This is a genomic window from Parvibaculum sp. (assembly GCF_039680535.1).
Classification (GTDB): Bacteria; Pseudomonadota; Alphaproteobacteria; order Parvibaculales; family Parvibaculaceae; genus Parvibaculum.
Genome location: NZ_JBDKSS010000005.1, coordinates 59,366 through 79,235 on the forward strand (window position 1 = coordinate 59,366; position 19,870 = coordinate 79,235).

Here is a 19,870-nt window from a genome sequence, read left to right on the forward strand (position 1 = left end):
CCTCCCTGAAAAATCCGGTCCTTGGGGGTCGGCTTTCTTGCGATCAAGCCGTTCCGTCCTTAACCGTCGTTGTCTCAACCGAGCCGTCGCCGGACGTTCCGGCAGGAAGTCAACCCCCCGGAATGCCGGTCAACGAAGATTCCGCATCATGCGCACGTGAACACCGGCAACGCGTATCCATCGCCGGCCTCGGAGAATTTGACCCTGACTTTCTGTCCGATGCGAATCTTGTCGATTTCGCAATCGACGATATTCGTGAGCATCGAAACCCCTTCATCAAGCTTAACATAGGCGATGACATAAGGCGGCTTGGCTTGCCTCGTGACCGAATAGCTGTAGATCACGCCATTGCCTGATGCCTCGACGAACGCCGTGTCATCCGAGAAGCAATGCGGGCAAATAGTCCGCGGATAATGGTGCACCTTGCCGCAGGCGTCGCAAGCCCGGATCAGGAGTTGCCCCTTGGCAGCACCTTCCCAGTAGGGTTTGCTCTCGGAATTGACTACAAGGTTGATCTTGCTTTTCTGGTCGGTGCTCATGCGTCTTCACTCCCGAGGATAACGGTTGCGCTGCCCATACGCGATCCCAGAAGCCCGCCGGTTCCATGCGCCAGTGCAATATCGCAATTGCGAACCTGAACCTTCGGATGAGCCTCACCGCGAAGCTGGCGGACTGCTTCAAGAACTTTGGTCATGCCACCGCGATTGCCCGGGTGATTGTTGCACAATCCCCCGCCATCCGTGTTGAAGGGCAACTTGCCGACGCCGGAAATCAGATTGCCGTCCGAGACGAACTTCCCGCCCTCACCTTTTTTGCAAAAACCCAGATCTTCGAGCGTTTCCAGCACTGTAATGGTGAAGGAATCGTAGATAGAGGCGTATTTAATGTCGGTGGGCGTGACGCCGGCTTCAGCGAAAGCTTTGGGCCCGCTCCAACGCGCGCCGGAATAGGTTAGATCGACCTGGCCCGCCGCGAGATGCTTGGGCGCCTCACCGGCGCCGAGAACCTTGACGCGAGTACGCTTCAGCGACTTCGCCACTTCCGGGCTCACCATCACAACGCCGCCGCCGCCATCGGTGATGACGCAACAGTCGAGCCTGTGCAACGGATCGGCAATCATCGGTGAATTGACAACATCCTCCACGGTCACAACGTCGCGGAGCCTGGCATGTTCATTGTGCTGGGCGTGGTGGGATGCGGCGACCTTGATCCATGCGAGCTGCTCGCTGGTGGTGCCGTATTCGTACATATGCCGCATCGCACACATGGCGTACATATTTGTGACGTTGGGGCCATAAGGCATTTCGAACGGAAAGTCCGGCGCTTGCTGGTTGTAGTAACGGACGGGCTTGCCTTCTTTCGCATCGGCAACCGGCCGGCCTGCCAGCGTGATCAGCGCCACATTGCAATGCCCCGCGGCGATGGCCTGCGCGGCGTGACTGACATGGACGATGTAGGAAGACCCGCCGGTCTCCGTGCTGTCCATATGACGCACATTATTGAGGCCCATATATTCGATCATGTTGATCGGGCCCAACCCGGGCGCGTCGCCGGCGCAGAAATATGCGTCAACATCGTCCTTTGAAAGACCTGCGTCCGCCAGCGCGCCCTTCGCGATCTCGGCGTGAAGTTGCGGCAGCGTCTTGTCCAGCGCCGCGCGGCACGGATGCTCGTAAATGCCGACTATGTAGGATTTTCCGTTGATACCCATCCCTATTCCCTTATCATGATTTCCTTATTGCTTAGCGCATTCATGGGGGAAACGTCCAGCCCGTCCACGAAAGGCGGAAGCGGCGGTTACGACCGATCGGAAGAACAGATCGAGCGAGGGAGAAACGGATTGGGGACGGTGAAGATTGAAAACGCGGGCGGCGTCAGGACCGTCACGCTTGCACGCGCTGAAAAGCGCAATGCCCTTGACGGAGGAATGCTCGATGGCCTGACCGCCGCTTTTCGGCAGACACCGCCCGAGGAAGAACGCGTCACCGTTATTCGCGCCGAAGGCTCTGTGTTCTGTTCTGGCCTCGATTTGCGCGTGCGAGACGCAGGAACGCTCGGGGCGGTGTCCATCGAAACGATGCTGCACGCGATCGAGACCTATCCCTTGCCGGTGGTCGCGGTCGTTCAGGGCGATGCGATCGCCGGCGGCAATGAACTTGCGCTGCACTGCGATTTTGTCATCGCCAGCACGGACGCGCGATTTGGCATGTCGCTCGCCAAAATCGGCCTCGCTCCCACATGGTTCCTAGCGAAGAAAATTCTCGAAGTCGCCGGGCCGGTCGGTGCACGGGAAATGCTGTTGCTGGGCGACCTCCTGACCGCGCACCGGATGCACGAACTCGGGCTGATAGCCCGAATCGCGCCTGCCGCCGGACTGGAGGCGGAGGCCTCGAGGATCGTCTCCCGACTGGCCGCCAACGCGCCGCTGTCCTTACGGGCCATGAAGGCGGTGCTGGTGCGCGCCATGACTTTCCGCGACGGCATACCGCACGAGGATATAGACCGGCTTGTGCGCGCCGCGGGAGACAGTGCCGACGCGCGGGAGGGCATTGCCGCCCTCATCGAGCGCCGGACGGCGGTTTTCAAAGGCCAGTAAAAGGTGACAAAACCAATGTCTGTTCGAATGAAAAAAGCCTGGCAGGAGCTCACGGCCGCCAACGTCGCGGCGCTCGGCGGCGAGCTTGGCATCTACCAGATCGCCGACGAAAAAGAACATGTCCTCCGCATCGGTTTCGCTGGCGGGCGTTCCCTTTTCGGGTTGCGGGGTGAACTCCTCAAGGCGCTGGAAGAATATCGCGGCGGCCGCACCCTCTTCCGCGTCGAAATAAATTGCCAATACATGAGCCGTTACGAAGAACTTCTGATGGTTCATATGGCCGATCACGGATCGCTCCCGGCGGGAAACGCCTTCGAAGGCAACCGCAAAATCGGCCGGCTGAGCATCGGCTGAGATATCCGAAACGACGCGAGAAAGTACAAGGCCGCGAAGGCCGTACGACAGCAAGGGAAGGAAGATCATGGATTTTGCCATGACGGACGAGCAGCGGCTCATCGTCGAACAGGTACGGCGCTTCGTGCGCGAGGAAGTCGCTCCCCTTGAAGACAAGCTCGATCCCGACGAGAGCCGGCTCGGCCCCGACGATTACGCGCGCCTCGTCTCGAAGGTGAAGGACATGGGCCTGCACGGCCTCGGCGTTCCGCCCGAATATGGCGGCCCAGACATCGATACCGTCACCATGACGCTGATCGCGATCGAGATTTCGCAGCATCGCGCAGGCCTATATTCGCCCTGCTACGGAAGTTTCGGCGGCGCCGGGCTCGCCCACCTTTACGAGGCGAGCGAGGATCTGAAAAAGCGTTATCTCTATCCGACGCTGAATGGCGAGAAACACGGCTTTTTCGGACTGACCGAACCGTCCGGCGGCTCCGATCCGGCGCGCGCCATACAAACCCGGGCTGTCAAGGACGGCGATGACTGGGTCATCAACGGCGCGAAGATTTTCATCTCCGGCGCGGACAAGGCGGAATACGGCATCGTTTTCGCGCGGACCGATGCGGGCAAGGGCCGCAACGGCATTACCTGCTTCATCGTCGATACGGACACGCCCGGGTTTCACGTCCGCCGCGTCGTCCACACGCTTCGATCCGCCTATTATGCGACGGAGCTTCAGTTCGAGAACATGCGCGTGCCATCAGCGAATGTGCTGGGCGAGGTGAACAAGGGATTCGCAATCGCCAACGACCGGCTGAGCCGACAGCGCATTCCTTATGCGGCCAGTTGCATAGGCATCGCCATCAAGGCGCAAGCAATGTGCGTCGAGTACGCCAAACTGCGCGAGACTTTCGGGGCGCCTCTCGCCACACGGCAGGCCGTGCAATGGATGGTGGTGGATAACGAAATCGATATCCGCACCGCCAGGTGGGCAACGCTGGACGCCGCCTGCAAGGCGGATCGCGGCGAGCCCTTCCGCACCGAAGCCGCGATGGCAAAACTTCTCTCCACGGAAGGCGCCAGCCGCGTCGTCGATCGCGCCATCCAGATTCACGGCGGCTACGGCGTCACCAAGGATCTGCCGCTGGAGCGCTGGTACCGCGAGATGCGGATCCGGCGCATCGGCGAGGGGCCGAGCGAGGTGCAGCGCCTGGTCATGGCTCGCGATCTTTTCGGCGCATCGCTATGACGACGGCGGGTCTGGCCATGGACGACGATGAAGCGAGACCGCAGCCGCTGCAAGGAGTGAAGGTGATCGATCTGGGTCAGGTATATCAGGGTCCCTACGCCGCCTTCCTGATGGCGAAAGCCGGAGCCGATGTCATAAAGGTCGAGCCGCTCTGCGGCGAGCCGGTGCGAATACGCGAGGCGCTGGGCGGCGGAGCGTCGCTGCCGATGGCCATGCTCAATTCCAACAAGCGCGCCATCACGCTTAATCTGAAGAACCCGCGGGGATGTGAACTTCTCAAGGTTCTCGTCAGCCGCAGCGACGTCCTGATCGAAAATTACGCTCCGGGTGTCATGGACCGCCTGGGCGTGGGCGCGAAAACGCTGTTCGAGGTCAATCCGCGCCTCGTATACGCCTCGGCGACGGGCTACGGCCTGTCAGGGCCGGAGCAGGACAGCCTCGCCATGGACCTTACCATTCAGGCCGCATCAGGCATCATGAGCGTGACGGGCTTTCCGGACGGACCGCCTCTGAAAGCCGGCCCTGCGGTCGCCGATTTCATTTCCGGCACCCATCTTTACGGTGCGATCGTGACGGCGCTGTTCGAGCGCGAACGGACGGGACTCGGCCGTATGGTAGAGGTGGCGATGATCGAAACCATCTATCCGACGCTTGCCTCCAACCTCGGCATGATCCAGTCCGATCCAGGGCCGCCGCCGCCGCGCACCGGCAACCGGCATGGCGGCCTCGCGATCTCGCCCTACAACGTCTATCCCTGCAGGGACGGACACGTCGCGATCATTTGCCTGGTCGAAGCCCACTGGACGAACCTGCTCAAGGCCATGGGGCGCGGGGAACTGAAGGACGATCCGCGCTTCATCGACAACGCCGCTCGCGTCACGCACATGGATCAGACGGACGCCGTCGTCGAGGAATGGACGAAAAATCTAACGCGCGCCGAGATTTTCGAGGCGTCGCGGGCGTATCGCCTGCCCACCGCGCCGGTGCGCAATCTCGTCGAAGTGGCGAACAGCCCGCATATGCACGAGCGCGGCATGCTGCAATGGATCGACCACTACAGTCTGGGACGCATCGTGGTGCCGAACAGCCCCTTGCGGTATCACGGCACGCCGCAGATGATGGGCGCGTCCAACGCGAGGCTCGGCGAGCACAATCGCGAAATTTACGGCGGCGTGCTGGGGCTCAGCGACAGCGAAATCGACGCCCTGATGGCCGACGGCGTCATCTGACGTCGAGGCTGGGCCGATCTTCCCTGCTACTTGTCGAATATGGTTCGGACAAGGATCTTACAAGCTGGTCTGCTAGCCCAACCGCGCGGGTTGAGTCCGGCGTTGGTCGGCGACCTGATTCGTGCGACGGCACCAGACATAAGTTCGTTTCGCTTTCCCTCACGTGACACTGGAAACGTCCGCGGCTGGGACGGTCACCTTGTCAGCGAAGCTGGTGGGCTTAACGTCCCGGACGGTGAGTCCTATTGGGAAATCAAAACGAGTAAAGATGCCTGGGGAGAGGGGCTTTCGGACTTTCGTAAACGCTCGTCAAAGCCAAGCGAAGAAGAGCGGGCGGCGGCGACTTTTATCTTCGTATCGTCCAGGACGTGGGACACTTTCAACACCGATCGGAAAATCGAAGATTGGGTTAAGCTGTGCCGAGGTGAATATGCTTGGAAGAATGTGCTGTGCTTAGATGCCATCGCTCTCGATGGTTGGCTCGATAAGTGTCCCGCTGTTGCCGCGAATTTCGCCAGCTACACCCTTGGTCTCCAACCACAACGAGGCGCCCGGAGCACGGATGAATTTTGGGACGAGTTCAGGCACATGTTCAAACCACTTCTCATTGAAGAGGTCTTGCTCTGCGATCGGGAAAGGGAAGTCGCTCAACTTATCGAGGCGTTGCTGCGCCCGGACGGGTCCACCGCATTTATTTCGGACTCAGCGGAAGAGGTAATAGCGTTCGGTGTTGCCGCAATCCGAACCGCGAAGCCTGAAATACGAGCCTTCCTGGATGCCCGTACCATTATCGTCGACGACATGGATGCCGCACGGGCGCTAGGTGACGTGGACAAATTTGAGCCAGTAGCGCGCAGAAGCCAAGAACAACATGCCGAGGAAGGTCTCGGTATGAGTTCATCGTTCGCCTTGGCAATCAGATCCGTGTCGGTCCATCAAGCGACCAGGCGCTGTTCGTCGCTAACTTCCGGATTTGCGTTGCCCGCCGCTTTGCGGAGAAAGCGTGCGAGCGCCGCTTTCCGGGAAGCGCGGTCGAGCGCGTAGGCTGTCTGCTTGAATTCCTTCCCGTCCAGCAGGCCCTCGATGTAACCGGCGATCGTGTCCGCCGCCATGATGAGGGCGGTGTCGAGCGCGTGGATGTATTTGCTGGTGACGGACCCCTTGGCATGGCCGACCAAGGCCGCGATCGTCACCTCTGTGAAGCCGAGATCGTTGCCGACGCTCGCGAAGCTGTGCCGCAAAACGTGAGAGGTGACGTCTGAGAGCGGCGAGTCCTTGAAGATTTGCTCCCAGTGGTTGGGGAAACTGCCGAACGCGTTGTCGTCGCCGTAGCCAGGGAAGACATATGTGCCGGAGGCAGTTTTCCGACGCGCTTCGAGGAATTCGACGACGGGCAGTCCGATAGGCCGGACCGAGGTGCCCTCCTTGCTGTCGATCAGCCGCAGGCAGCTCCCATCGGTATCTGCTTCAGTCCACATGAGACCGATCATCTCGCTCCGGCGGCAGCCAGTCAGCGCGATCTGGCGAATGATCTCCACCGTCGTCGCGTACTTCTCGTCTTTCTCCGCTGCGCGCAGCATCTCGCCCAGCGTCCGGTACTCCGCTTCCGTGAGCCGGCGGGTGCGGACATTGTCCTTCGGCTTCCGCAGGCCGTGGGCCGGATTGGTGGTGATGATGCCAGCTTCGACCGCATAGGTGAGGATGCCGCCGAGGAGCCCGACGGTTCGCGTGGCCGTTCCGGCGCCGCCGCGGACGATCGCCTTGCCGCGCAACTTCTTCGTCTTGACGGCGACTCGCGTCTTGCCGGCCATGATGTCCTTCAGGACCTTGTTGATGTCGGCCTTGGTTAGGCCCTTCACGCGGCGCGTCCCGAGGAGCGGGATGATGTGCCGCTCGATGCGGCCGGTGTCCGTCCCCACGGTCGTCGGTTTCTTAGGCCGCCCGCCCTTTCCCAAGATGAGGCCTGCGTTCAGGTCATTGACGTAGAGCGTGCAGAGCTCCTTGACCGTGATGGCCTTGTGATCGAGCTGGCGCTCCTCGGCGGGGTTGTCGCCCTGGGCAACGCGGCCCAACTGGACCTTCGCCTCCTGTCGAGCGCTTTCGGCCGTCCAGACGCCATGCAAGCCGATGGTGTAGCGGCGTGAGCGGCCCAAGGCGCGGTATTGAAGGACGTAGCTGCGCTTGCCAGAAGCGAAGACGCGCAGGCCGAAACCTGGTAGCTCGTCATCCCAGATGACGTAGTCTTTCTCGCGGGACTCGGCAGCGTCGACGAGGCGCTTTGTGAGCTTAGCCATGGGAATTCTCCCGTCCAAACCCCCCATTCTCGCGTAAGCATCACGTAAGCAGCCGGACGCAAGTCGGAGCGTGTTCGAGGGTACGCCAGGCGAGCTAGAATTTCAAATTCTTTAGCAATTACAGTGGTATAGCGCATCGGAGCGAAACCCATCGAAAAGCGTCGAAGGGCAGGTTAAATTGCTCCGAAGGCAGAGGTCACAAGTTCGAATCTTGTCGGGTGCACCAACTCCCTCAAAACTCCCTCCTCCTTGCCAGACCGGCGATCCGGTCGGGCGCATTCGCTTGCGACGGTCCCGCGTTCTGGAGACGTCCGCGCTCCGGCTTCGGTCCTTCCGAAAATAGACCCAAAATCGGTGTCCATTTTCCGGCGGCTGCCTAAGGTTGGCAGACAGAGATCCGGCGTTCGAGCGATCGTCCGGCGCATGGCCCGAGAACAACAGGAAGCCTCGCCCGCAATGAAACTGCTTCTGCACATCGGTACCGCCAAGACGGGAACGACGACCACGCAGGAATGGCTCTCGAGAAACAGGCCAGCGCTGAAGAAGGCCGGCATCTGGTATCCGGAAACCGGCGGCGTCAACCATCAATGGCTCGCTATTCTGGCGATGGACCCGGACAAGCCGGATGACGGCTTCTATCGGCTCGGACTCACCGATCCCGGAAAGCACAAGTCGTTCGTCGAAAGGGTTTCCGAAGCCTTCGCACAGGAATACGCGGCAGCCTCAAGCGCAAATTTCGACACGGCCATCATCTCCAGCGAGCACCTCCAGCTCCGCCTCCCGAGCGACGAAATGGTCGAGCGGGTGGTACGCTTCCTCACCAGATTCTTCACATCCATCGAAGTCATCATCCATCTGCGTCCGCAGACCGACTACACGGTTTCCATCGCATCGACCGCTTCATTACTGGGAACAAAGGTTGATACGGCGTGGTTCGACGACGAAACGAAGGCCGAATCTCCCCTCGATTACAATCAGCTCGTCCGTCGTTGGGAAAGGGCATTCGGCGAAGGGAGCGTCCGGCTCGTTTCATACAAGCGCACGCCGTCCCTAGTGGAGATGCTGAGCGGGCGATTTGGAATCGACCGGACAGGCACGGCCAATATTCCAAACCTCAACACGGCCCTGAGCGTGGAACAGATCGCGCTGAACAACGCAATTCAGCTTCCGCAATTCAACGACGACCATGCGACCAACCAGAACAGAAACATTCCTTTCCTTCTGCTGCCCAAGGGCAACAGACTTTCCATCGGCCTGCCCCTCGCGCGAAAGATTCAGGATCGCTTCGATGCGTCGAACCGGCTGCTCGCCGAGCGGCGGGACGATATTGAAATGGACGACCTGACGCCGGACTGGTCCAAATACGACCGGCCCAGCAATCTGCATCTTCTCGATCAGGACTGCCTCTTCGGTGCAGAACTCGCTACGCTTGTACAGAGCTTCAACGGATATCTGCATCTGGAGCGCGCCATGGGCGCGATTTCCAAGACTCAGCTTGCAGCGACGCAGGGCAATGTCGAGCTGGCGCGCAGGCAGCTGACGACGGCGATCAAGGAAAGCGATGCCGCGATGCAGATAGAGAGTCTGCGATCTGACGCGGAGCGGATCAAATCGGCGGCTATCCAGACCGCGCAGTCGCTCCGGCTGTAGCGAATAACCAAACGGCTCGCATCAGAGTGAAGATAAGGCACGATGATCGCAGACAAGATTTATGAATGGGCCCGCGTTCAACCGGAAAAGACCGCCGTCATTCATAACGACGCGCCGTTCAGCTATGCTGCCTTCGCGCGATCCATCGAAACAACCCGGCTCTTTCTGGAGGGGCAAGACCTGCCCGCCGGCAGAACGGCTATCGTGCTTGTGCAAAGCCTGATCGATGCCTGGGTCAATGTCCTCGCCCTGCGCGCTCTGGGGCTCAACACAATCTGCGTCTCGTCGCTCGCGGTCGCCTCGATTCTGAATGTCAAGGACATCGCTTGCGTGGTGATCACACAGGCCGAACGCGCACGGCACAATCCGGATCGAAGCGCGACAAGAGGGGCGAAAGTCATCGTCGTTCCGGCACATCTTTATCGCGACGTCAATCAAGGCGCCATTCCCATACCGCGCTCTGCCGGCGCGCGGCCCGGAAATCACATTCTCTATACGTCGGGAACGACCGGCCTATACAAGAAGCTCGTGAGGCCCGGCTTCAATGAAGACGACCGGAATGCGCTGCGAGCGGAAGTCTATGCCTGCGGCAGGGACTCGGTTTTCTTTGCCGCCAATTTTCCGCTCTGGACGTCTGCGGGCTTCGACGTGCCCCTGTCTTCGTGGCATGCCGGCGGAACCGTGGTTCTCGCGCAGGGCGCCAGCCCCTCCCTGTCGTGGCTCAAGCATGACATCACCTGGACCATTCTGGTTCCGCAGATGCTGAAGGAATTCCTTCAGGCGGCTGACTCTGCCGGACAGCAAGCCCGACAATTCGACCTCGGCGTTGCGGGCGGCTTCCTTTCACTCGATCTGGCAGAAAGGGCCTCCCGCCTCATTTCCCCAAACATCTCCATCAGATACGGCGCTACCGAATATTCCTGGCTGATGCAGTCGCAATTCAACGACGAGGGCGACTTGTACTGGCTCGCGCCAATCCGTCCGGGGATGTTCCAGATCGTCAATTCGGATGGAACCGAATGCCCCATGGGGCAGGAAGGCGAGCTTCGCGTTCGGCTGGCGAATGTCGACGTTTCGTCATATCTCGACGATGACGAAACGACCGCAGCGGCCTTCCGCGATGGCTATTTCTATCCCGGCGACCTGGCCACGCGGCGCGAAGACGGGCGCATACGCATCCTCGGGCGTACGGCGGACGTGTTGAACGTCCTCGGCATAAAGGTCGCAGTCGCTCCGCTTGAAGCAAATGTGCAGAAGGTGCTCGGGGTCAATTCAGCCTGTCTCTTTTCCGGGCTGAACAACCGGGGGCAGGAAGAGCTCGTTATTGCGCTTGAAGCCGAAAGTGCGCCCTCCAGTGCCGAAATGGAGCAGGTTGCCCGAAGCTTTCCACAGTTCGAACATATCCGCTTTGAAGTTCTTGAGAAGTTTCCACGCACCGAAGCGGGTATGCAGAAGATCAAGCGGAGCGAATTGAGGAAACTCCTGTTCGGCGGCCCCGATCATTCCCGGTGAGCTCCCTGCCGCATCGATAGTTCGGCCTTGATTTCGGCATTGATGCCATTGCGACACCGGACCCCTTCAAAAACGGAACAGTTCAGCATTGTCTTCCCCGATGCCCGGGCGGACCGTGTCTGCAAGATCGTGCGATCCGTTCCGGGAACATTTCGGCTTGCCGCCGCTTGCCCGGGGTGCGTGGAAGGGCGCGTTCATGGTGAACATCGACGGGCGTTTATCTCGCAAGCGACCGGCCGACGGCAGGGCGATCACTCCGGCATTGCTCTCCGACGGACTGATGATTCTCGATGGCTTCTGGATCGTTCTGTCGGCACTTGCGACGAAGTTCGTTCTTTATTTTGAGTTGGCCACTAGCGACGCTCCCTCCACACGTCATCTCGCGGTAGCGCTGATTACGAGCGCCCTGACGCTGATTATTTTCCGTAGACGACGGCTCTATGAGATCGACGAGATCGTCGAGCCAACGGGACGCATCCGCGAGGTGCTTCAGGGATTCATTTCCGCCGTTGCTCTCACGCTGGCCCTGGGCTTTCTCCTCAAGGTGTCGGACAGTTTCTCCCGCATCTGGCTGGTCACCTGGGTGAGCATCTGCGGCCTTGGCCTGCTTCTTATCCATTCACTCTCAGCGGGGCTGCTCAACCGGATAGATTCGCGCGGCATGTTGGCCCGGCGGATCGTTATCTACGGCGTGAGCGGGCGAACCGTGGAATTGCTGAGGCGCCTGTCGCTCGCGCCCAGCAAATATTCGGTCCTCGGCATCTTTGACGATGTCTCGCCCGGGAATGCCCCATGCGCCGTAAATGGAGGCCTTGAGGATCTGGTCAGGCTCTGCCGGTCGCAGCCGGTCGACGAGATCATTCTGTCGCTATCGACCCTGGAGGAGGAGAGGTTTAAAGCGGTACTGGAAAGGCTCAGCGAGCTACCAATAGCCGTGCGCTTCTGTCCACCGTTTTCCAATATTGCCGAATATGCAAAAGGCTTCGTCAGACATCAGGGCATTACGTTGATCGAGGTCTTCGACCCGCCCCTCCGGGCTTGGGATCTGGTCATCAAGCGGACCGAGGATATCGTCATAGGTGCCTTGGCGCTCATTCTGTTTTCCATCCCCCTGTCGCTGGCCGCGATCGCCATCAAGCTCGAAAGCAGGGGGCCGGCCTTCTTCCGGCAGGAGCGTCAGGGATTTAACGGCCAGCGGATTCGAGTCTGGAAACTTCGGACCATGAAGGTCGTGGAGACGGGAGCATCCATCGTCCAGGCCACCAAGTACGATCCACGCATAACGCGGGTCGGAAAATTTCTGCGCAAGACCAGCCTCGATGAACTGCCTCAGCTTCTGAACGTCCTCCGGGGGGAAATGTCGCTGGTCGGCCCCCGGCCCTATGCGATCAACCATGATGAGGCCTTCAAGGATCACCTTCCGTCCTTCATCAAACGCTACAAGATCAAGCCGGGCATGACCGGCTGGGCACAGGTCAACGGATTGCGCGGCGAGATTTCCTCCGAAGGGGACCTGCGGACCCGGCTCGAATACGACCTCTTCTATCTGGAGCACTGGTCCATCTGGTTCGACCTGAAGGTCCTCGGGCTCACTCCCCTCTATGGCTTCGTCAACCGCAACGCCTATTGAAGCCACCCGTTCCGGCCCCATGCGCGCCGGTCCCGGCCCCGCGGAAGCGCAATATCCAATAATGTGAAGATGATGACGGCGGCGACTTCCGCCGGCCCGCGAGCCCTGCCCGGATGCGATGCAGACGGGCCACACCAGGGCCGCGTCATCTGGCTGTCACATAACTTGAACCCAACCGTCACACCGGCCTGTTACTCCCGTCCGCAGGGGGCGTTCGTGGGCACCGCTCGCGGCTCGCAATCCTGCACAGAACTCACTCAACAACACGGAGACGTCGAATGACGTTGAGAAACATTCTGCTCGCAGGCACCGCGCTTGGTGCTGCAGCATTGCTCGCGGGCCCGGCCATGGCAGGTTCGGCCGCCGCGACGCAAAACGACATCAACACCATGAAGCAGCAGATCATGGATCTGCAGCAGCGTCTCGACGATCTCCAGATCCAGTCGGGTAACGAGATCAAAGAGATCAAAGAGAAGCAGGACGCCGTTCAGATCGATTTCAAGGATGGCAAGCCGACCTTCCGCACAGGCGACGGCCTCTTCACCATGTCGATCCGCGGTCGCGCGCATCTCGACACCGCTGTCTACGACCAGTCCGACAGCCAATCGCCGCAGCTGAGCTCGGGCGCCAACTTCCGCCGCGCTGAACTCGGCGTCGAAGGCACCTTCATGCGCGACTGGGGCTACAAGCTCAACATGCAGTGGGGCGATTCGGGCAAGGAACGCGCCTCGACGATCAAAGACGCCTACCTCACCTATGGCGGCATCGACGGCATCACGCTCATGGCCGGTGCCATCCAGACGCCGATGTCCCTCGACGACGTGACTTCCTCGAACGACATCACTTTCATCGAGCGCGCCACGGCTTCGAATCTTGCCACCTCGCTCGGCGCAGGCGACGGCCGCATCTCCTTCGGCGGCCGCGGCAACACCGAGAACTTCCAGGCTTCGCTCTTCTATACGATGGATTCGGTCGGCACGAGCGCCAACACGTCCAACGAAGGTTCGGCCGTCGTCGGCCGCGCGGCCTTCCGCTTCAAGCCGATGGACAAGACGAACGTGCATATCGGCGCCTCGGGCACCTACAAGTTCGATCCGAACGGCTCGGTGACGTTCTCCGATCGTCCGGAACTTCGTGTTGATCCGACGTCGATCATTTCGACCGGCTCGCTCGGCAGCTCGATCAGTGGCCAGGGCGCCCAGTCCGCCTATGCCGTCGGCCCGGAATTCGCGGCGAGCTACGGCCCGGTCCGCGCGCAGGCCGAATACTACAAATATAAGGTGGATCGCGGCGGCACGCAGAGCGACCCGGACTTCGATGCCTGGTATGTGCAGGCGTCCTGGGTGCTCACCGGCGAAGAGTACAAGTACTCGATGGAAGAAGCGGCCTACAAGGGCGTGAAGCCGGCGAGCCCCTTCACCTTCGGCGGCGGCATCGGCGCCTGGGAAGTCGCGGCCCGCTACAGCGTCGCCGACCTCAACTACAATGTCGGCTCCGGCACTGCCACCTCGGCCAATATCCGCGGCGGCGAGCAGAAGATCCTGACGCTCGGCCTCAACTGGTACCCCATCAACAACGTCCGCATGATGTTCGAGTATCTGGACGTGAATATCGACAAGATGGCGTCGAACGGCGGCAACGCGGACGAATCGCATAACGCTTTCGCGTCGCGCATCCAGTTCGCTTTCTGATCGATCCTCGCAGATCTTCAGAGCAGGAACCCCGGAGCTTCGGCTCCGGGGTTTTTCTTTTGCGCGCCGCCGGGCGCCGGGAGCTTCGGCTCCGGGTTTTTCCTCTTGCGGGTACGGGCCTTCATCCATCGGGAGGCTATGGTCATGAAGCTGCCGGACTATCCGCAACAAACCCCATCACCCCTGACCTGATCCGGGGTCCATCCGTGCCGTGCCGCAGAAAGGATGGATGTCGGATCAGGTCCGGCATGACGATTGTGGGGATGCGGGATGTCAGCTTGCCAGAGCCGCAGGGGCTCGCGCAAAAAAGGCCCCGCCGTTTCCGGCGAGGCCAAGTACGCTGCTGTTTCTGCGAGGAGTAATGCAGCGGGGGTACAGGAGTGGAGGGAACTAGCCGAAGCGGCCGGTCACATATTCCTCGGTGCGCTTGGAGCGCGGATTGGTGAAGACCTCTTTCGTCGCGCCATATTCAATCAGGCGTCCGAGATACATGAAGGCGGTATTGTCGGAGACGCGGGCCGCCTGCTGCATGTTGTGCGTCACGATCACGATCGTGTAGGTCGACTTCAGTTCCTCGATGAGCTGTTCGATGCGCATCGTCGCGATCGGGTCGAGCGCCGAGCAGGGCTCGTCCATCAGCAGCACATCCGGATTGCCGGCGATGGCGCGGGCAATGCAGAGACGCTGCTGTTGGCCGCCGGAGAGGCCCAGAGCGCTGTCGTTCAGGCGGTTCTTCACCTCGTCCCAGAGCGCCGCGCCCTTGAGCGCCGACTCGCAGGCCTCGGCGAGAAGCTTCTTGTTTGTCACACCGTCCACCTTCAGCGGATAGGTGACATTCTCGGCGATCGACATCGGGAAGGGATTGGGCTTCTGGAAGACCATGCCCATACGCTTGCGAAGCGCGATGACGTCGACCTGCGGCCCGAAAAGCGGCTCATCGGTGAGGCGCACGTCGCCCTGAACCCGCAGATGGTCGATCAGGTCGTTCATGCGGTTGAGCGAACGCAGCAGCGTGGACTTGCCGCAGCCGGACGGCCCGATCAGCGCCGTCACCATGCCCTTCTGAATCTCCATTGAGATGTTGTGAAGGGCCTGCGACTGGCCGTACCAGAGATTGAAATTGCGGATCGAAATCTCGACGCCGCCCGGGCTTTCGACCGGATGATAGACCGTCGGATCGTAACCATCGGCGGACGCGGCGGACGGGTCCTGGATTGCCGTTGCAACTGACATGGGCTGTCCTCTGTTCAGAACTTGTCGCCGGCGAACTTGCGCTTCAGCCGATTGCGAACGTTGATCGAGAAAGTATTGAGCGCGAGCACCAGCGCCATCAGCACAAGCGCGGTCACGAAGACCATGGAGCGGCCAGCTTCGGAATTGCGCGACTGGAAGCCCACGTCATAGATGTGGAAGCCCAGATGCATGAAGCTGCGCTCGAGATGGATGAAGGGGAACGCGCCATCGAGCGGTAGCTCCGGCGCCAGCTTCACCACACCGACGATCATCAGCGGCGCCACCTCGCCCGCGCCGCGCGCCATGGCGAGGATAAGGCCCGTCATGATGCCTGGCATTGCGCGGGGCAGGACGATCCATTTGATCGTCTGCCACTTCGAGGCGCCGCAAGCGAGCGAACCCTCGCGCATCGAGCGCGGCACGGCAGCAAGCGCCTCCTCCGTCGAAACGATGACGACGGGAACGGTGAGAAGCGCCATGGTGAGTGAGGCCCAGAGCAGGCCTCCGGTGCCGAAGGTCGGGCTCGGCAGGCGCTCGGGGAAAAACAGATGGTCGATCGAGCCACCCAGCACATAGGCGAAGAAGCCGAGGCCGAAAACGCCGTAGACGATCGAGGGAACGCCGGCGAGGTTGTTCACGCAGATGCGCACCAGCGCGACGATGCGGCCCTGCTTTGCATATTCGCGCAGATAAAGAGCCGCGATGACACCGAAGGGCGCGACGAGAACGCTCATCACCACCGTCATGACGAAGGTGCCGAAGATCGCCGGCCAGACGCCGCCTTCGGTATTCGCCTCGCGCGGCTCGGTCGAGAGAAATTCCCACCAGCGGGAGATATAGACGCCGACCTTCTGCGCCAGCGAAAGGTCGTTCGGCGCGTAGTAGCGCACGAAATTGCCGAGGGGGAAATCCTTCGTCTGACCGCCGATTTCGGCGCCCGTCACCGTGATCGCCTCTTCCTTCTCGCGGACGGCGAGCACCTTCGCGCTCAGCGTCTCGAACTGTCCGTTGAGACGCTGTGTTTCCTCGGCGGCATGGACTTCGGCGGCCTTCATTTCGGGCGAACCGGTGCCGTAGTCGATTTCGGCGCGGCGCACGGACAGACGCAGATCGTTGATTTCGCGATTGACTTCGCCGAGCTCGTCTTTCTCGATCGCGATGCGCTCGGCGCGAAGAGTGCGGGCCTTCCGATGCGCGGCGTCGATCGCGGCGAGATCCGGATTGGAGTGCGCTTTGCCGTCGATGGTGAGCGAGGTCAAGCGGCCGATCAGAACGCCCCATTCCTGGCGCTCGACCAGCATGATGTCCTTCGGCGCGGCGACCGACTTCACGTCGAAGGCCGAGACCCAGTCGAAATCATTGGCGTAATAGTCATAATTGCCGATGCGATAGAGTGTGCGGCTGGCGAGTCCGCCATGCTCGCGAATTTCGGCCTGAACCGCAGCGGGTAGCTTTTGCAGCGCCTCCTGCGTCGGCCGGTAGCTCTCGGCGCGCATCGGCTCACCGGCGATGACACGGCCGTCGTTGAGGGTCACGACGTCGACCGGCTTGGGCCAGAAGGCCGTGAAGCCGTTCCAGAAGATCAGGGCCAGAAAGCCCATGACCATCATCAGGCCGAAGGCGAGCGAGCCGCCCATGGCCCAGACCATCGGCTCTCCGCGAGCCGTCAGGTCGCTTGCCTTCTTGCGGGTCACCACGGCGATACTCGACGCTTTGCTGTTCATGTAGCTCTCATCACTCGGACGGGACATGTCGACCATGGCGTTTCCTTCAGAGCTGCGCCGCACGCTTGCGGAAGCGCTGACGCACGATTTCCGCGAAGGTGTTGAGGATGAAGGTCATCACGAAGAGCACCAGGCCGCAGAGGAAGAGCGTACGGTAGAGGCTCGAATCCTTCACCGCCTCGGGCAGCTCGACGTTGATGTTGGCCGACAGGGCGCGCAGGCCGTTGAAAAGGCTCCAGTCGAGGATCGGCGTGTTGCCCGTCGCCATCACGACGATCATGGTTTCGCCGACCGCGCGGCCGAGGCCGATCATGATCGCGGAGAAAATGCCGGAGCCGGCCGTCGGCAGGATCACCCAGGCGGCCGTCTGCCACTTGGTCGCGCCGCAGCCCAGCGAGGCCGACCGCAGATGCTCGGGCACCGCGCCCAGCGCGTCTTCGGCGATCGAATAGATGATCGGAATGACGGCGAAGGCCATGCCGAAGGAGGCGATCAGCGTGTTGCGCTGGATGTAGGTGTCGACGATTCCGCCGCGCGCGTCGAAATCGGCGGCGCTCAGCAAGCTCGCGACGAGCGCCGCGACGGCAAAGGCGACGACGGTCAGCACCAGCCAGCGGCCAAGCTCCCAGGCACCGGCGACGTGATATTCCTTGTCGCGCAGGCGGTCGCGCCAGACATTGCCGAGAAGACGGCTGCCGGCACTGAAGACCAGTATGAAGGAAAGCGGCAGCATCAGCAGGAAGAGGAAGGGCGTTGCCGAACCGACGCCGGTCGTCCAGGCCTTGAAGTCGCCGCCGAAGAAAAGGCGCTCCAGAGCCGGCGCAGCGGTCATGGTGAGCCAGATCGCGACGATCAGCGCCACGAAGAAGGCGACGAGCTTCGGGAAGCCATCGAAACGCAAGGCCAGCGGCTGCGGCAGCAACTGCCAGAGGAACGACGAGGCGATGAGCGTCAGCGGCACGAGCGCGAAGGCGATGACCACGGCGCCGATCCAGTTCTCCACGATGGGCGAGAGGACGAGAGCGACGACGAAGCCGATCACCACCGAGGGCAGCGACGCCATCAGCTCCATGACGGGCTTCACCACGGCGCGCACGCGGAAATGCATGAACTCCGAAGTGTAGATGGCGGCGAGCAGCGCGATCGGCACGGCGAAGATCAGCGAGTAGAGCGCACCCTTGACGGTGCCGAAGATCAGCGGCACGAGCGAGAGTTTCGGTTCCGCGCTGTCAGTGCCCGAGGTCGACTGCCAGGTATAGCCGGGCTCGGGATAGCCTTCGTACCAGACCTTGCCGAAGAGCGAGCGGATCGTCGTTTCGGGATGCGGCACGTCGAAAGACCAGATGCGAACCGCGCCATCCTTGCCGATGGCGAGCGCGCCGTTGTCGCGGGGCGCCAGAATGAGCGTTTCAACCGGCGCGAGCTTTCCGTCGGAGGGGAAGGTGAGGACGCGGCGTTCGGTGGTCGCGTGATAGAGCGCGACCTCGCCTTTCGCATCGGCGCCGACGAAGAGGCGCGTGCGCTGGCTGACCGCGAGATGCTCGATCGGCGCCGGCTGCTCGCCGAGATCGTGGATCTTCGTCAACACACCGCCATCAGACGTCGCGGTCGATTTACGATCGATCAGAGACCAGATCGAAAGCGAGGCGTCCGCGCCGCCGACGATGAGTGAGTTTTCACCGTTCAGATAGACGAGGCTGGTCGGCTTCACGCCTTCGGGAAGGATGCGCACCGTTTCCGCCAGCTTCGCATGCGCCGGATCGCGCGTGTCGAAGCGGCGGACCATGCCGCCATTCGTCGCGACGAGCAGTCGGTCGCCCGGCGTGTTGAGGAGAACCGAAGCGATGTCGGCGACGCTGAGGCCCGTCGGCACTTCGGAATTCGAAAAGGTGGTCGAGGTTTCGCCGGTCATCATGTTGACTTGGCTGTAGGCGGCAGTAAGACGCGCCGTGCCGTGCTCGTCGACCGAGGCAAAGGTCTTGACCGGGCGTTCCTCGGTGCCGCCAACGCGATAGTCGAGGAAGCGAATGGCGGTACCCGCCGGCGCCACCTGCGCCGAGGCTTCGAGCGCGATCTGGGGCGCGAGGCGACGCACCTGCTTGCCGGCCACCTCGATATAGATCGCCGTCCCGTCGCTGCGGTCGCCGCCCGGAAGGGTGCGGGCCGTCGCCGGAACGGCGCTTTCGGGAACGATGGCCGTATTGATTTCAAGATGACCGAGACGGACCGTGCCGTCTGGAAAGCCGAAAGCGACATCGTCGCCCTGCAGCGTGCGCGCAAAGGCCGAAGGTTCTGCACCGCCGAAATCGAAAGCCAGGCCATTCAGCCGCTCGCCCGTCGGCACGTGGAAGACCGTGAGCTTCCCGTCACGCCCGAGTTCGAGGCCGAGCGTGCGATATTCGTCGATGGATGTCGAAATGACGTGACCGTCGGCCGCATTGAGCATGTAGCGTCTGGCATCGCTCACCGTGCCGCCGCCGAAGAGAGGCATCGCCACCAGGATGAGAAAGGCCATGATCGCGAAGACGGAGAGGATGACGAGGAGACCGCCGATGGCGATTCCGTGGCTGGCGATCTTGTCCGCCCATATGACCGAAGCCTTGGTCTTCTTGTTCCGCGTGTAGACAACTGACTTGCGATGGTTCGCGGGGCCGGTGTGGTTGTCTGGAGCGTTGGGCAAGGCGGCGTCGGTCATGCGCGTGTTTCACACGAAGCGCCGCGCCGCA

At 61.4% G+C, this 19,870-nt stretch carries 15 protein-coding genes; 9 read left to right on the top strand and 6 right to left on the bottom strand.

The genetic code is table 11. From position 1 onward, the window contains the following. Positions 1-146 precede the first annotated feature (146 nt). Positions 147-539, bottom strand: a complete 393-nt coding sequence (locus tag ABFC66_RS01430; RefSeq protein WP_346739173.1) for a Zn-ribbon domain-containing OB-fold protein — start codon at positions 537-539, stop codon at positions 147-149. Continuing rightward, complete coding sequence (locus ABFC66_RS01435) at positions 536-1,711, bottom strand: thiolase domain-containing protein (protein ID WP_346739174.1); 1,176 nt, start codon at positions 1,709-1,711, stop codon at positions 536-538. Before ABFC66_RS01435 ends, ABFC66_RS01430 begins: the two co-directional genes overlap by 4 nt. Positions 1,712-1,849: 138 nt before the next feature. Between ABFC66_RS01435 and ABFC66_RS01440 the strand changes: the two genes are divergently transcribed. The 5 genes from ABFC66_RS01440 (at position 1,850) to ABFC66_RS01460 (ending at position 6,454) form a co-directional block, all read left to right on the top strand. After that, complete coding sequence (locus tag ABFC66_RS01440) at positions 1,850-2,596, top strand: enoyl-CoA hydratase-related protein (protein ID WP_346739603.1); 747 nt, start codon at positions 1,850-1,852, stop codon at positions 2,594-2,596. A 15-nt stretch (positions 2,597-2,611) separates the two neighbouring features. Further along, complete coding sequence (locus ABFC66_RS01445; RefSeq protein ID WP_346739175.1) at positions 2,612-2,950, top strand: hypothetical protein; 339 nt, start codon at positions 2,612-2,614, stop codon at positions 2,948-2,950. 67 nt (positions 2,951-3,017) lie between these two features. Continuing rightward, positions 3,018-4,181, top strand: coding sequence for an acyl-CoA dehydrogenase family protein (locus tag ABFC66_RS01450; protein ID WP_346739176.1), 1,164 nt, complete (start codon positions 3,018-3,020; stop codon positions 4,179-4,181). 17 nt (positions 4,182-4,198) lie between these two features. Then, on the top strand, positions 4,199-5,410 hold the full coding sequence (locus tag ABFC66_RS01455; RefSeq protein WP_346739177.1) for a CoA transferase: 1,212 nt from the start codon (positions 4,199-4,201) through the stop codon (positions 5,408-5,410). Positions 5,411-5,512: 102 nt separating this feature from the next. Continuing rightward, positions 5,513-6,454 carry a hypothetical protein gene (locus ABFC66_RS01460; protein WP_346739178.1) on the top strand — a complete coding sequence of 314 codons (942 nt, stop codon included), beginning with the start codon at positions 5,513-5,515 and terminating at the stop codon, positions 6,452-6,454. Here ABFC66_RS01460 and ABFC66_RS01465 read toward each other — a convergent pair. Continuing rightward, the gene (locus ABFC66_RS01465; protein WP_346739179.1) at positions 6,346-7,704 is read right to left on the bottom strand and encodes an integrase family protein; all 1,359 of its coding nucleotides are present in this window, start codon (positions 7,702-7,704) and stop codon (positions 6,346-6,348) included. The two genes, ABFC66_RS01460 and ABFC66_RS01465, sit on opposite strands and share 109 nt — an antisense overlap. Positions 7,705-8,160: 456 nt before the next feature. Here ABFC66_RS01465 and ABFC66_RS01470 point away from each other — a divergent pair, with 456 nt between their 5' ends. The 4 genes from ABFC66_RS01470 (at position 8,161) to ABFC66_RS01485 (ending at position 14,187) form a co-directional block, all read left to right on the top strand. Then, positions 8,161-9,354 (top strand): hypothetical protein, encoded by a 1,194-nt coding sequence (locus ABFC66_RS01470; RefSeq protein ID WP_346739180.1) that lies wholly within the window; start codon positions 8,161-8,163, stop codon positions 9,352-9,354. Between the two features lie 42 nt (positions 9,355-9,396). Next, complete coding sequence (locus tag ABFC66_RS01475) at positions 9,397-10,866, top strand: class I adenylate-forming enzyme family protein (protein WP_346739181.1); 1,470 nt, start codon at positions 9,397-9,399, stop codon at positions 10,864-10,866. A 196-nt stretch (positions 10,867-11,062) separates the two neighbouring features. Next, the gene (locus ABFC66_RS01480; protein WP_346739182.1) at positions 11,063-12,496 is read left to right on the top strand and encodes an undecaprenyl-phosphate glucose phosphotransferase; all 1,434 of its coding nucleotides are present in this window, start codon (positions 11,063-11,065) and stop codon (positions 12,494-12,496) included. A 278-nt stretch (positions 12,497-12,774) separates the two neighbouring features. Beyond that, entirely contained in the window at positions 12,775-14,187 is a 1,413-nt protein-coding gene (locus tag ABFC66_RS01485) for a porin (protein ID WP_346739183.1), read from the top strand. 390 nt (positions 14,188-14,577) lie between these two features. Here the strand turns inward: ABFC66_RS01485 and pstB are convergent, their stop codons facing one another. From pstB to ABFC66_RS01500, 3 genes are read right to left on the bottom strand one after another with little or no spacing between them, the layout of a single operon-like run. Then, positions 14,578-15,420, bottom strand: a complete 843-nt coding sequence (gene pstB, locus ABFC66_RS01490; RefSeq protein WP_346739184.1) for a phosphate ABC transporter ATP-binding protein PstB — start codon at positions 15,418-15,420, stop codon at positions 14,578-14,580. 14 nt (positions 15,421-15,434) lie between these two features. Next, positions 15,435-17,144: a phosphate ABC transporter permease PstA gene (gene pstA, locus ABFC66_RS01495; RefSeq protein ID WP_346739185.1), complete on the bottom strand. Its 1,710-nt coding sequence runs from the start codon at positions 17,142-17,144 to the stop codon at positions 15,435-15,437. A 46-nt stretch (positions 17,145-17,190) separates the two neighbouring features. Continuing rightward, positions 17,191-19,839 (bottom strand): ABC transporter permease subunit, encoded by a 2,649-nt coding sequence (locus ABFC66_RS01500; protein WP_346739186.1) that lies wholly within the window; start codon positions 19,837-19,839, stop codon positions 17,191-17,193. Positions 19,840-19,870: the final 31 nt, after the last annotated feature.

What these genes read in the sequence shown, in the direction of transcription:
- ABFC66_RS01455 (WP_346739177.1), top strand. Translation starts at nt 4,199, where the DNA reads ATGGACGACGATGAAGCGAGACCGCAGCCGCTGCAAGGAGTGAAGGTG.
- ABFC66_RS01480 (WP_346739182.1), top strand. Translation starts at nt 11,063, where the DNA reads ATGGTGAACATCGACGGGCGTTTATCTCGCAAGCGACCGGCCGACGGC.
- ABFC66_RS01485 (WP_346739183.1), top strand. Translation starts at nt 12,775, where the DNA reads ATGACGTTGAGAAACATTCTGCTCGCAGGCACCGCGCTTGGTGCTGCA.
- ABFC66_RS01475 (WP_346739181.1), top strand. Translation starts at nt 9,397, where the DNA reads ATGATCGCAGACAAGATTTATGAATGGGCCCGCGTTCAACCGGAAAAG.
- ABFC66_RS01445 (WP_346739175.1), top strand. Translation starts at nt 2,612, where the DNA reads ATGTCTGTTCGAATGAAAAAAGCCTGGCAGGAGCTCACGGCCGCCAAC.
- ABFC66_RS01470 (WP_346739180.1), top strand. Translation starts at nt 8,161, where the DNA reads ATGAAACTGCTTCTGCACATCGGTACCGCCAAGACGGGAACGACGACC.
- ABFC66_RS01500 (WP_346739186.1), bottom strand. Translation starts at nt 19,839, where the DNA reads ATGACCGACGCCGCCTTGCCCAACGCTCCAGACAACCACACCGGCCCC.
- pstA (WP_346739185.1), bottom strand. Translation starts at nt 17,144, where the DNA reads ATGAACAGCAAAGCGTCGAGTATCGCCGTGGTGACCCGCAAGAAGGCA.
- ABFC66_RS01435 (WP_346739174.1), bottom strand. Translation starts at nt 1,711, where the DNA reads ATGGGTATCAACGGAAAATCCTACATAGTCGGCATTTACGAGCATCCG.
- ABFC66_RS01450 (WP_346739176.1), top strand. Translation starts at nt 3,018, where the DNA reads ATGGATTTTGCCATGACGGACGAGCAGCGGCTCATCGTCGAACAGGTA.
- pstB (WP_346739184.1), bottom strand. Translation starts at nt 15,420, where the DNA reads ATGTCAGTTGCAACGGCAATCCAGGACCCGTCCGCCGCGTCCGCCGAT.
- ABFC66_RS01430 (WP_346739173.1), bottom strand. Translation starts at nt 539, where the DNA reads ATGAGCACCGACCAGAAAAGCAAGATCAACCTTGTAGTCAATTCCGAG.
- ABFC66_RS01465 (WP_346739179.1), bottom strand. Translation starts at nt 7,704, where the DNA reads ATGGCTAAGCTCACAAAGCGCCTCGTCGACGCTGCCGAGTCCCGCGAG.